Origin of the sequence: Candidatus Planktophila versatilis, assembly GCF_002288105.1 — a bacterium.
GTDB lineage: Bacteria > Actinomycetota > Actinomycetes > Nanopelagicales > Nanopelagicaceae > Planktophila > Planktophila versatilis.
On the sequence record NZ_CP016774.1, the window covers coordinates 501,160 to 513,889 of the forward strand.

Genomic DNA, 12,730 nt, shown 5'->3' on the forward strand with positions numbered 1-12,730 from the left:
CTATCAAGTATGAGTTTTATCCATCTGCGCACAGCAAGTGCCTATTCATTTAAATATGGCACTACTCAGCCACGCGATCTTGTTGCTCGCGCATCTGAATTCGAGATGCCGGCTTTGGCACTAACAGATCGCGATGGCCTAGCTGGCGCGATCCGTTTTACCAAAGCGTGTGTAGCGCATGGCATCGCACCGATTATCGGAATCAACCTGCCGATCTATCTGGGCGATACATCGGGTGTCTTACCGCGCGTCACAATCTTGGCGCATGGCGACGGGGGATGGCGCAGTTTGGTGCGCTTGATGACCGGCATACATATGAATACCGATAGTCGAAAGCCGGTACTCACACCCGAACTCCTGGAAAAATTTAGCCAGTACACATCTCAGCTGCATCTGCTTCATGGCCCGGAATCACCGGTATCGCAGGCGATTGCCACCCATCGCTTTGATAGCGCCCTTGATATCTTTAATCAGACCCGCGATCTCTTTGCCGACCATGCCATCGAATGTGTCTCGCACTTGGTGGCCGGTAATGGACCGCGCTCTACCGTGCACGCGGCACGCAGTCTTATCTTTGCCCGCGATAACGATATTGATGCGGTGATTACCAACGCTGTGCGGATGCGTGATCGCGCTGATGGTCCGGTTGCTGATGTCTTAGATTGCGCTCGCCAATTAGTGCCGCTGCATCCACGCAATGTTGAACGTCGAAATGCGGAAGCGTATTTAAAGAGCAGCGATGAAATGATTGCACTCGCTGCTGAAATCGCACGAGCAGCAGGGGAGCGCACGCCACGTTTACTACTTAAAACAACGCGTCAGTGGGCCGAACGCGCAGTTTTATCACCGCATCGCGATATTGGGTTAGGTGCCATTCATCTACCGGAAGCCCATGTTGTGGGCGCTGATTCACCTGCTGCGATGCGCGCACTTTTGCGCACTCGTGCTGAAGCAGGAATTAATTGGCGTTATAACGACGGCGCAACGATTGCCAAAGCACGTGCACGTCTTGATGATGAACTGGCAACAGTTGCAACGCTGGGATATGAGTCTTACTTTCTTACCGTTGCCGATATCACCGATATGGCGCGCGCTGCCGATATTCGTGTTGCAGCACGTGGTAGCGGCGCCGGTTCATTGATCTGTCACCTACTTGGAATCTCTGGCGTTGATCCGATGCAACACGGACTGCTCATGGAGCGCTTTTGTTCACCGCTGCGCCGGGCGCTACCTGATATTGATATCGATGTTGAATCTGCAAGACGCCTTGAAATCTATGAGATGGTCTTTAAGCGTTATGGAGCACAAGATTGGAGTAAGCCAGGTGCTCTTTCGCGGTGTGCCACAGTTGCCATGGTTGATACCTATCGCGCCCGCCATGCAATTCGCGATGCCGGAGCGGCGCTGGGCATGCCCGCTATGGAGATTGATTTATTGGCAAAGTCGATGCCGCATATTCGAGCCGGCAATATTGATGCCGCGCTGAACTCGTTACCTGAGTTAAAGAATATGAATACATCGGCGCCTTTAACTCGGGCAACGATTGCTCTCGCTGCTCGCCTTGATGGTCTGCCGCGCCACCTTGCCATGCATCCATGTGCGATGGTCTTATCTGATGCAGCTTTTCTTGACCGGGCACCGATACAACTCAACGCTGGTGGCTTTCCGATGGTGGAATTTGATAAAGATGATGTGGAAGATATTGGTTTACTCAAGCTCGATATCTTGGGTGTGCGGATGCAATCAGCTATCGCACATGCGGTGCATGAAATTAAACGAATTGAAGATACCGAAATAGATATCGATGCCGTGGCACTCGATGATGCTGATACCTATAACCTGATTCAATCAACGCGCACACTCGGTATCTTTCAAGTAGAGAGCCCCGGCCAACGCGAACTTGTCGGCAAGTTAGAGCCCCGCACATTTAGCGATCTGATTATCGATATCTCACTCTTTCGACCAGGGCCGGTCAAAAGTGACATGATCCGCCCATTTCTTGAGGCCAGACATGGCTTTACTCCGGCACGCATCATTCATCCTGACTTGCTTCCTATCTTGTCGGAAACTGAAGGTGTTGTGGTCTTTCACGAACAGGTAATTTCAATCATCTCGGTCATGACTGGTATCTCACTTGCCGCCGCTGATGAGAAACGTAGGGCGCTGGGGGATAGGGGCGGCCAACAAGAAGTCTGCGACTGGTTCTTTCCTGCTGCAACCCAGCGCGGATATGAGTTACAGGTCATCACTGAAATCTGGGAAGTATTGCGCGCCTTTGCATCCTTTGGTTTCTGTAAAGCACATGCCGCCGCCTTCGCCCTGCCCACATATCAATCAGCCTGGCTTAAAACCCATCACCCAGCTGCATTTATGGCCGGGGTCTTAACGCACGACCCCGGTATGTATCCCAAGCGACTCATGCTCGATGAAGTGCGCCAACTGGGTGTGGGTATCGCGCCGCTTGATATCAATAAATCAGCTGCTGATTACCACGTGGAGCGCACCCTCGATGGTGATGCAATCAGAATCGCTTTCGCTACCGTTGCTGGAATTTCTGCGAAAGAAATTGCATCCATTATTAGCGGGCAGCCCTATATCGATCTCGCCGATTTCTACCGCAGATCTGGCGCTTCAACTCCAGTGATTGAAAATCTTATTCTCACTGGGGCTTTTGATTCAGTGCACAGCAATCAACGCGATCTGCTGCTGCACTTTAGCGATCTTCAGAAATCACCTGTGGCCCACCTTCCTGGTTCCCAACTCACCTTTGGTTTTGCAGCACCTGCACTGGAAAGCAGTGGCCTTGCACCTATGAATGCAGCTGAGAAAGTTCGTAGTGAGATCAAGCATCTGGGAATGGATGTCACCGAACATATGCTTAGCTTTTATGCGCCATTTCTTAACGCAATTGGGGCGGTGAAATCATCAGATCTACTTTCCTTGCGTTCAAAGTCCTCGGTACTTGTGGCTGGTGTGAAAGTTGCTTTGCAAACTCCGCCGGTGCGCTCTGGTCGCCGCGTTATCTTTCTTACCTTAGATGATGGCTATGGCTGCAGTGATTCCACCTTCTTTCCTGATGCGCAAGTCGATCATGCATCTACCTTGTATTCGACATCGCTGCTCTTAGTGCGTGGGCAAACTCGGCGCACAGGTGTACGTGGCATATCAATACGGGCAACAGCGGTGTGGGACTTAAGTCTGGCCTACGAAAAATGGCGCGCGCATAGAGATAGTGTGGCGATATGAGTGAAGAGCTGGTGCAAGCAACAATCTTGCATGTAGATATGGATGCGTTCTATGCATCTGTGGCCGAGCTCGATAACCCGCAATATAAAGGTAAAGCTCTTGTCGTTGGCGCCGGTGTGCGCGGCGTAGTTCTTTCGGCAAATTATGAAGCGCGTAAATTCGGTATTCGCGCTGCTATGCCGGTGGGACGAGCAAAACGCATGGCTCCTCACGCCATCTTTATCGCACCAGAGCATCATCGCTATGCCGAAATTTCAGAGCGAGTGATGGCGATATTTAACTCCTTCACACCCCTTGTCGAGCCCATCTCACTCGATGAGGCATTTCTTGATGTGACAGGTTCACAAAAACTATTTGGTGATGGACGCGAGATTGCCGCCAAGATTCGGGCGCAGGTAGAGCAGGAAGAAGGAATTACCTGTTCGGTGGGAATTGCACAATCTAAATTTATTGCAAAGTTAGCATCGCAGCACTGTAAACCCAATGGCATGCTAGAAATCAAATCAGATCGAATCTTGGAGTTCTTACATCCACTTCCCGTGCGCGCACTATGGGGAGTGGGCCCTAAGACAGCTGAATCACTGGATCGACTTGGGCTACATACTGTTGCCGATATCGCCAATACTCCGCGGTCAACTCTCGTGCGCGCACTCGGAGATGCCACCGGTGAATCACTCTATGAGCTTGCCTGGGGTCGTGATTATCGAAATGTGATTCCAGATGAGCCAGAGAAAAGTATTGGTAATGAAGAAACATTTGCCCGCGATATTGATAGCCCGGAAGAGATATTGGCGGAGTTCTTGCGCATGGCAGAGAAGGCAACAGCGCGCTTGCGAGAGCGCGGCTTATTTGCCAAGACCGTGACGATGAAGATTAAGTTTGCAGATTTCACAACACTCAGCCGGGCCAAGACTTTACCTATTGGAATCGATGGCACACATGAGACCTATGAAATTGTGAAGAAGTTATATCTAGCCCTTAACAATGAAGGTGCACGGATTCGCCTGGTTGGGGTCTCACTGAGTAATTTGCTTGATGAGGCGCCGGTGCAGCTAGAACTTGGAGCGCGCGAGCGCGGGTGGCGCGATGCCGATACCGCTATCGATAAGGCGAAAGCCCGTTTTGGCGGGGGCAGCGTGCGCCCAGGACGGCTGATTACGGGGGATTCTGGCGATAGTGAGGCGTAAGTAGCGCAAGAAAAAGAAGTGTTCTACAGTGTGTATATGTCTTTATCTGATCGTGAGCGCCGCTTATTGGCCGAGATGGAAGCTGCCCTGGCTACCGATGATCCAGGGCTAGAGTCAAAGTTGGCTGGCTCAACAATGACAGCAACCAAGCCTCGCCTTCTACTCGCACTCGCCCTGGTAGTTCTAGGCATTGGCGTCATATTTGCCGGCCTGATCTCAAAGACCACCCCAGTGGGAGTAGTGGGCTTTCTGATCTCCCTCACCGGAGTCCTTACCCTGGTTCGCTCCCTTGGCGCTGTGACAAAGGGCGCCCCACGTACTAAATCCTCGCGTAAATCACTCTCCAAGCGTCTTGATGAGCGTTGGGAACAACGAGATCTCTAAGTAAGCGCCATACCTCACCAGCCCTGACCCTACGGTCGGGGCTTTTTTACGCCCATTTTCAGCCCACCGCAGATGGGGAGGGGGAGGGAAAATAATGGCAGAAAGTGGTGATAAAAGGGGGAAAGTGGTGTAAAGTGGGGAATTGAGCGGGAAATTCACGCTTACGCCACTTGGGGAAGGGGTTCGATAGCGATGTTTCTCGGTACTCACGAACCACGCCTTGATGAAAAAGGACGGCTGATCCTTCCCGCCAAATTCCGGGAAGAGCTCTCACCAGGTCTAGTCATTACTAAAGGTCAAGAGCGATGCCTCTATGTATTTCCCGCAACTGAATTCGCAACGATTACCGAGACCTTGCGTCAAGCACCTGTGACTGCAAAGAGCGCTCGCGATTACCAGCGCGTGATGTTTGCCGGTGCCCACGATGAAATTCCTGATCGCCAAGGTCGCGTGACGATTCCACAAGGACTTCGCACCTATGCCGGTCTGGAAAAAGAGTGCGTAGTAATTGGCGCCAATACCCGCGTTGAAATTTGGGATAGCGCTGCCTGGAATGAATATCTCGCTGATCGCGAAAAGAGTTTTGCTGATGTTTCTGAAGAAGTTTTTCCGGGACTTTTTTAAAACATCAGCAAAAAATATTTATAACTAAATAAGAAGTAAAAAACTAAATAGAGCGCTCATTTGTGGCCACCGCCGACCTCTCCTTACCAGTTGGGCCGGCAGCGACGTCCCTTCCCCGGCGTCGCTATCGCAATAGATCCGTCGGCCGGCGGTGACCAGAGCTGAGCGCTTAGTAAGTAAGACAGAAAATGGGAATGGGGGAGAAGATGCAACATATATCTGTGATGCGCGATCGTTGCGTAGAACTCCTTGCCCCTGCAATTGAAAAATCAGAGAACCCAGTTGTTATTGATGCAACTCTTGGTTTAGGTGGACACACCGAAGCGCTTTTAGAGAGATTTGAAAACCTCACAGTTATTGGCATTGACCGAGATGAAATTGCGCTGGGTCGAGCGACAGAAAGACTTACCCCATATGCAGATCGATTAAAGACTGCCCATTGCGTCTTTGATGAAATTTCTGCGGTAGCAAAAAGCTTTGGTTTTAGCCAGATCAATGGCGCCCTCTTTGATTTAGGGGTCTCCTCCATTCAACTTGATGAATCAGAACGTGGTTTTTCATACTCCCAAGATGCTCCCCTTGATATGCGCATGGATCGCAGCCAAGGAATCACCGCATCTGAAATCGTTAATACCTACGAGCCAGGCAAATTAGTTCACATTCTTCGCGCCTACGGGGAAGAGAAGTTTGCAACCCGCATCGTTGAAAACATTGTCAAAGCCCGCGCGAAGGCGCCCTTAAATTCAACGACTGAACTTGCAACGCTAGTAAAAGAGAGCATTCCTGCTGCCACTAGGCGCACAGGTGGAAATCCAGCAAAGCGCACCTTTCAAGCGTTACGTATTGAAGCAAATGATGAACTTGGAGCAATTTCGCGCGCTCTTCCCGATGCTCTTGATTTGTTAATGGTGGGCGGACGGCTAGTTGTGATGTCTTTCCAATCACTAGAAGATCGCATCGTTAAAGAGATTTTTGCCGAAGCATCAACATCTAAGAGCCCGCGCAATCTTCCAATCGAACTTCCGGAATATGCGGCCAAATTCTCACTTGTCTTTCGTTCAAGTCAGACCCCGTCGGAGGAAGAGCTAGCAAGCAATCCACGCTCTGCCTCAGTTCGCCTTCGCGCAATCGAACGGGTGGCTGCCTAATGTCACTAGCAACTGCCCGCGCGCTATTGCCTTCGCGCACACCGGCTAAGAATCGCAAACCAGTGGGGGAGCGAACTGCCGATGTCATTCTTGGGCTATTTCCTGATGTGAATAGCGGAGCGCGAGCTACTCAGAAATACTTTGCCAAGTTCCTGACAATTGTCAGCTTAGTTGGATTTCTTGCACTACTTGGAATCAATACCTTGCTCGCGCAAGATGCCTTCACGCTCTCGAATCTTAAATATGAAGCTAAGCAGTTGGCAGATCAACGAGATGCGATTAATCGCGCTATCGATTCACATGCGGCGCCAGAAAATCTTGCCGCTGCTGCCACTCTGCTTGGGATGCGCCCATCTGAGACACCGGTATTCCTAGATCTCACTCCTGCGGTGGGTGCAACCAATGGGTAATTTGCGCCTGGCTCATTCAAGGATTGCCATCCTTGTTACTGTCATCTTTGGCGTGCTTATCCTCTTTGCCTGCCAGCTTGTTCGTGTGCAAGTGATTCAAGCCAATGCCTATCAAGCTAAAGCAGCGAATGAGATGCAATCCACGAGAGTCATACCCGCACCTCGTGGTGAAATCACCGATGTTAACGGAATTGGCTTTGCTCGTAGCGTCTCTGCTATCAATATTGTGGTTGACCAAACTCAGATTACCGATCCGGCCCGGGTCGCAGCATTTGTTGCTCCGATTTTAAATCTACCGGCAGAAGATATTCAAAGCAGCATTACGGGTACTCGAAAGTATTCAATTGTGCTTAAGAATGCGCGTCCAGCGCTCTGGGATCGACTTACAGAAGAGCTCTATAACTACAACAAAACACTCGCGGGCAAGGAACTTGAGAATCGAATCATCGGTTTCTTTCCAGAGCGTGTCTTCATTCGCGAATATCCATCCGGTTCCCTGGTCTCATCACTGATCGGTTTTGTGCGCGCCGATGGCATTGGCGCATCAGGTCTGGAATCAGGGCAGAACTCATTGATTACCGGCACCGATGGTCGTTACTCCTATGCCCGTGGGTATGGTGCTGAAATACCAGGTTCGCAGCGCGAACTAGTCGCGGCCAAATCAGGAACCAACATTCGTCTCACAATTGATCGTGATGTTCAGTGGGTAGCAGCCGAAGCTATTGCGACAGCGGTAAAGGATTCAGCAGCGTCGAATGGAACGGTCATCGTGATGGATCCAAAAACGGGTGAAATTATTGCCCATGCAACTGCACCTACTTTTAATCCAAATAATACAAAAAGCGTTGAACTCTCACTGATGCGAAATCCATCAGTGCAAGATGTGTATGAGCCGGGCTCGACTGGCAAAGTAATGACGATGGCAGCAGCACTTGAAGAGAAAACAGTTTCGCCCACAACAGTCTTTACTGTCCCATATATGCTTAAACGTGGTGGTGAGGCATTTCATGACCATGAAAAACATCCCATTCAGCATCTGACTACTTCCGGAATTCTTGCCGTCTCTAGCAATACTGGAACTATTCAGGTGGGCGAAACTCTCAGCCACGATACTTTATATAGCTATTTGCGAAAGTTTGGAATTGGATCAAAGACTGGCTCCGGACTTCCAGGAGAGTCAGCTGGTCTCTTACGTCCCGTCTCGGATTGGTCTAGAACAACAGCTCCCACAGTTGCTTTCGGTCAAGGGTATTCATTGACAGCGATGCAAGCGACAAGTGTCTTTGCCACCATTGCAAATAATGGAGTTCGTGTTTCTCCCACAGTGATCGCCGGAACAAGTGATGCATCAGGACACTTCACGCCAGCTGCCAATAGAAGTTCCACGCGAGTGATCAGTGAAGACACAGCGGTAAAGCTACGAATCATGATGGAGAGCGTTGTCTCGGCCAAAGGTACGGCGCCGAGTGCGGCAATTCCTGGTTATCGAGTGGCTGGAAAGACAGGAACAGCAAACCGATACGACCCAAACACCGGTCGCTACAGCGGTTACACCGCATCCTTTATTGGATTCGCACCAGCAGATGCTCCTCGTTATGTCATCAGTGTTACGTTGCAAGATCCCAAGAATGGCCATTGGGGTGGATCACTTGGTGGACCAGTATTTAAAAAGGTAATGACTTTCGCATTGCAATCAGAAAATGTTGCACCCACTGGAACCAAGGTTCTGCCGGTGGCGCTGACTAAATCAGAGCTGACACGAGCTCGCGTCACACAGATTGCGACGAAAACCCAATGATTCGCCCGCTTACAAATTTCTCCCTCAACCTATCTGAGGTGGCGCAACTTGTAAGCGCTGAAAATACCGAGGCAATCAAGAAATTAGCTGCAGGTATTGAAATCACAGGTGTAGTGCACTCTGATTCCGAAGTTGAAGCTGGAGATATCTTCTTAGCAATTCCAGGAACAAAGGTGCATGGGGCAAGCTTCATCGCAGCAGCTGTTGCTCGGGGAGCAGTTGCAGTTGTTACTGATCTAGCTGGCGCAGCCCTCACAAGCGCCCTACCTACCTTGGTAGTAAAAGATGTTCGCAGCGCTGGCGCCATGATTGCCTCATCTTTATATAAAGATCCCACTCGGGACTTAGCCACTATCGGCATCACCGGCACCAACGGCAAGACCACCGTATCTACCTTGCTCTATCAACTCTTTGCAGGTGCCGGGCGCGAGAGCGGACTTATCGGCACTATCGAAACCAGGATTGGATCTGAGGTTCTCAAAAGTGTGAGAACTACGCCGGAGGCACCTGAATTACAGGCGCTATCTGCGGTGATGCGGGAGCGACATATGCGATCGATAGTGATGGAGGTTTCTAGCCACGCACTATCCATGAATCGTGTGAAAGCTTCTCACTTTGCAATCGTTGGTTTTACTAATCTCTCGCAAGATCATCTTGATTTTCATAAGGATATGGAATCTTATTTCGCAGCTAAGGCAAAGCTATTTACTTACGAGTATGCCGATCTTGGTTTTATCAATATTGATAATGAGTATGGTGCAAGACTGGCGGCGCAGTGCGAAATCCCAGTTGTCACACTTTCGCGAAGCAATAGCGCTGCCCAATGGCACTTCACTGCGATTCACACCATTGCATCAGGGGCTGAGATCAGTATCAGAGGTAACGGCGGAATTCTGATTGAGAGTAAAACTTCCTTACTCGGTGGGTATAACTTAGATAATCTTCTGATGGCAGTTGCCATCGCACACGAATCTGGAATTGATCCTGTTGAAATCGCTGCACTGATTCCTGCTCTTACCGGAGCCCCCGGCAGAGTGGAACCTATTTCGCTAGGTCAGAATTTCACCGCACTGGTGGATTATGCGCACTCACCTGATGCCGTTGAGAAAGTACTTGCAGCAGCGCGCGAATTCACAACTGGGAAAGTGATTGCAGTATTAGGTTGTGGTGGAGATCGAGATGCCACCAAGCGCCCTCTGATGGGACAGGCACTTGCCAGCGGTAGTGATGTGGCAATCTTTACTAGCGATAATCCACGTAGTGAGAGTGCAGCAGAGATCTTGCGCCAGATGACTGCGAAGGTGGACATTAATGAAGCATCAAAGATTATTGAAGATCGCTTAGCTGCTATTTCCTATGCGGTGAACCTGGCCTCTGTTGGGGATACTGTCTTGATTCTGGGTAAAGGTCACGAAGTGGGCCAGGAAGTCGCTGGCGTTATTACTCCATTTGATGATCGACTCACGCTGGCGCAAGCGATTGAGGCAAAAAAATGATTCCTATGCAAGGGCTGAAAATCGCAGAAATTGTCGGTGGCACATTCCATGGTGATGATGTCACCGTTACGCAGGCACCTGTCATTAACTCCGGGAAAGCGATTACGGGTTCCATCTTTCTTGCAATTAAGGGTGAGAATGCGGACGGCCATGATTTTGTCGAAGATGCACGTGCCCACGGTGCAGTGCTCACGTTAGGAAGCAAGGCAGTACCTGGTCCTCACATTATTGTCGATGATGTCGTTCTCGCAATAGGGAAATTGGCGCAGCATGTTCGCATGCAACTGCCAAACCTGACAGTTATTGGAATTACTGGATCACAAGGAAAAACAACGACGAAGGAGTTACTGGCCTCAGTACTTTCCAATGTTGCCAAGACAGTTGCCCCGTCTGGAAATTTCAATAATGACCTGGGAATGCCAATTTCATTATTAGAGTGCACCGAAGAGACTCGTTATTGCGTTGTGGAGATGGGTGCGCGCCACGCTGGTGATATTGCTAGGTTGGCTGCTATAGCGGCGCCAAATATTGGCGTTGTCTTAAAAGTTGGCTCTGCCCATAAAGGTGAATTTGGTTCAGTTGAAATGATTGCGCGAACCAAGTCCGAATTAATTTCGGCTTTGGCACCGAGCGCCGTTGCAATTTTAGGAACTTATGATGAGTTCACGCCCAAGATGGCGGCGCTTCATAGCGGAAAGACTTCTTACTTTGGCGAAAAAAGTAGCTGTGATATTCGTGCCACAGATATTGAATTCCGCGAAGGCAGAGCTCATTTTGATTTAGTGACACCGGAGGGCAGAACCGCGGTAGGACTACGTATCGTTGGCTTGCACCAAGTTGCCAACGCGCTTGCCGTTGCAGCTGTTGCCACCGAACTCGGACTCTCACTTGATCAGATTGCTGGTGGGTTATCAACGGCGGAATCTGGTGCTAAATGGCGGATGGAGATTATTGAACTTCCGCAATTGCTTTTGATTAACGATGCCTATAACGCCAGTCCAGAGTCCATGGTTGCAGCACTGGGCACGTTAGCTCTCTTTGCCCAAGAACGCGGGGGAGAGTCATGGGCATTCTTGGGAAAGATGCACGAGCTCGGCGAGTCATCCCAATCTGACCATGCCGATATTGGCACCCTTGCCTCTGAGCTTGGAATTGACCATCTGGTCTGTGTCAATGCACCGGAGTATGCAAGCTCAGCAAAAAATGGATCTCACACCACAATCCATTTATGTGCGAGCAAAGATGAGGCGAGTGCTATTGCGCGCAACCTCAACCAAGGTGATGTGGTGTTAGTCAAGGCGTCTCGTTCCGAGAAACTTGAAGAGTTAGCGCAAATGATTTCGGTGCAATGGAGTGAAGGGATGGTGACAGAGTGAAGCTTATTTTGGTCGCTGGCGCCCTCGCACTCTTCTTCTCTCTCTTTGGTACTCCCGTATTGATCAAAGCACTTGCCCGACGCGGCTATGGGCAAATCATTAGAGATGACGGTCCAACTACCCACCACACTAAACGTGGCACACCCACTATGGGCGGCATCATCATTATTATTTCGGCACTCATTTCATACTTACTTGCCCACTTAGTGCTGGGAAGCACGATCTCAGTTTCAGCAGTTCTTATCCTCGGTCTGGTTGTGGCACTTGGGCTCGTTGGTTTTCTCGATGACTACATGAAAGTCGCGAGACAAAATTCAGCTGGAATATCAGGCAAGGCAAAGATTTTTGGCCAAGTATTTTTTGCTTCCATTTTTGGATATCTCGGAACTCATTTCCCTGATAAAGATGGCCTGACTCCTATCTCACTTAATCTCTCGACCCTGCGCGATACCAGCATTTCACTCGGTCCAATTCTGGTTGTTGTGTGGATTGCATTTATGGTGACCGCTACAAGTAATGGAGTCAATCTCACCGATGGCCTTGACGGTCTTGCCAGCGGTGCATCTGTGATGACCTTCCTTGCGTTCATACTCATTGGGGTGTGGGAGTTTGGGCAAAGTTGCGCGGTAGCAGTGACAGCTAATTGTTATAACGTTCGAGATCCACTTGACCTCGCAGTTCTTGCTGCCGCATTTGCAGGCGCCTGTACCGGATTCCTTTGGTGGAATGCATCACCGGCCAAGATCTTTATGGGTGACACCGGCTCACTAGCACTCGGTGGCGCTCTGGCCGGGATGGCTGCTTCACTTCGGGTAGAGCTTCTCTTGATTCCACTTGGCGGAATCTTTGTCATCATCACACTCTCAGTTGCACTTCAAGTTATCTACTTCAAAGCAACTGGTGGAAAACGCTTATTTAAGATGGCTCCGTTGCAACACCATTTCGAATTGCTGGGTTGGGGAGAAGTCACCATCGTGCTGCGATTCTGGATTATTGCTGGCCTGAGTGTGGCGCTCGGACTTGGACTCTTTTATACCCAGTGGGTTGCTGGATAAATACCA

Annotated in this window: 10 protein-coding genes; all 10 read left to right on the top strand. The window is 50.1% G+C overall.

Going from position 1 to position 12,730, the window contains the following annotated elements; all coding sequences use genetic code 11:
- Nucleotides 1–9: 9 nt before the first annotated feature.
- The 10 genes from A1sIA79_RS02605 to mraY all read left to right on the top strand — a co-directional run bounded on the left by A1sIA79_RS02605 (nt 10) and on the right by mraY (nt 12,724).
- Nucleotides 10–3,246 (top strand): DNA polymerase III subunit alpha, encoded by a 3,237-nt coding sequence (locus A1sIA79_RS02605; RefSeq protein ID WP_095674682.1) that lies wholly within the window; start codon nt 10–12, stop codon nt 3,244–3,246.
- Nucleotides 3,243–4,433 carry a DNA polymerase IV gene (dinB, locus tag A1sIA79_RS02610; RefSeq protein WP_095674683.1) on the top strand — a complete coding sequence of 397 codons (1,191 nt, stop codon included), beginning with the start codon at nt 3,243–3,245 and terminating at the stop codon, nt 4,431–4,433. The genes A1sIA79_RS02605 and dinB overlap by 4 nt, the downstream gene beginning before the upstream one ends.
- Before the next feature lie 36 nt (nt 4,434–4,469).
- Nucleotides 4,470–4,817 (top strand): DUF3040 domain-containing protein, encoded by a 348-nt coding sequence (locus A1sIA79_RS02615; RefSeq protein WP_095674684.1) that lies wholly within the window; start codon nt 4,470–4,472, stop codon nt 4,815–4,817.
- 192 nt (nt 4,818–5,009) lie between these two features.
- Complete coding sequence (gene mraZ, locus A1sIA79_RS02620; RefSeq protein WP_095674685.1) at nt 5,010–5,441, top strand: division/cell wall cluster transcriptional repressor MraZ; 432 nt, start codon at nt 5,010–5,012, stop codon at nt 5,439–5,441.
- A 206-nt stretch (nt 5,442–5,647) separates the two neighbouring features.
- A complete protein-coding gene (rsmH, locus tag A1sIA79_RS02625; protein ID WP_223298375.1) occupies nt 5,648–6,589 on the top strand; it encodes a 16S rRNA (cytosine(1402)-N(4))-methyltransferase RsmH in 942 nt (313 codons plus the stop codon).
- Nucleotides 6,589–6,999, top strand: a complete 411-nt coding sequence (gene ftsL, locus A1sIA79_RS02630; protein WP_095674686.1) for a cell division protein FtsL — start codon at nt 6,589–6,591, stop codon at nt 6,997–6,999. Before rsmH ends, ftsL begins: the two co-directional genes overlap by 1 nt.
- Nucleotides 6,992–8,797: a peptidoglycan D,D-transpeptidase FtsI family protein gene (locus tag A1sIA79_RS02635; RefSeq protein WP_095674687.1), complete on the top strand. Its 1,806-nt coding sequence runs from the start codon at nt 6,992–6,994 to the stop codon at nt 8,795–8,797. The genes ftsL and A1sIA79_RS02635 overlap by 8 nt, the downstream gene beginning before the upstream one ends.
- 38 nt (nt 8,798–8,835) lie before the next feature.
- On the top strand, nt 8,836–10,293 hold the full coding sequence (locus A1sIA79_RS02640) for a UDP-N-acetylmuramoyl-L-alanyl-D-glutamate--2,6-diaminopimelate ligase (protein WP_236857927.1): 1,458 nt from the start codon (nt 8,836–8,838) through the stop codon (nt 10,291–10,293).
- A gap of 5 nt (nt 10,294–10,298) precedes the next feature.
- Complete coding sequence (locus tag A1sIA79_RS02645; RefSeq protein WP_223298188.1) at nt 10,299–11,669, top strand: UDP-N-acetylmuramoyl-tripeptide--D-alanyl-D-alanine ligase; 1,371 nt, start codon at nt 10,299–10,301, stop codon at nt 11,667–11,669.
- Nucleotides 11,666–12,724 carry a phospho-N-acetylmuramoyl-pentapeptide-transferase gene (gene mraY / locus A1sIA79_RS02650; RefSeq protein WP_095674690.1) on the top strand — a complete coding sequence of 353 codons (1,059 nt, stop codon included), beginning with the start codon at nt 11,666–11,668 and terminating at the stop codon, nt 12,722–12,724. Before A1sIA79_RS02645 ends, mraY begins: the two co-directional genes overlap by 4 nt.
- Nucleotides 12,725–12,730 lie beyond the last annotated feature (6 nt).

What these genes read in the sequence shown, in the direction of transcription:
- A1sIA79_RS02605 (WP_095674682.1), top strand. Translation starts at nt 10, where the DNA reads ATGAGTTTTATCCATCTGCGCACAGCAAGTGCCTATTCATTTAAATAT.
- dinB (WP_095674683.1), top strand. Translation starts at nt 3,243, where the DNA reads ATGAGTGAAGAGCTGGTGCAAGCAACAATCTTGCATGTAGATATGGAT.
- A1sIA79_RS02615 (WP_095674684.1), top strand. Translation starts at nt 4,470, where the DNA reads ATGTCTTTATCTGATCGTGAGCGCCGCTTATTGGCCGAGATGGAAGCT.
- mraZ (WP_095674685.1), top strand. Translation starts at nt 5,010, where the DNA reads ATGTTTCTCGGTACTCACGAACCACGCCTTGATGAAAAAGGACGGCTG.
- rsmH (WP_223298375.1), top strand. Translation starts at nt 5,648, where the DNA reads ATGCAACATATATCTGTGATGCGCGATCGTTGCGTAGAACTCCTTGCC.
- ftsL (WP_095674686.1), top strand. Translation starts at nt 6,589, where the DNA reads ATGTCACTAGCAACTGCCCGCGCGCTATTGCCTTCGCGCACACCGGCT.
- A1sIA79_RS02635 (WP_095674687.1), top strand. Translation starts at nt 6,992, where the DNA reads ATGGGTAATTTGCGCCTGGCTCATTCAAGGATTGCCATCCTTGTTACT.
- A1sIA79_RS02645 (WP_223298188.1), top strand. Translation starts at nt 10,299, where the DNA reads ATGCAAGGGCTGAAAATCGCAGAAATTGTCGGTGGCACATTCCATGGT.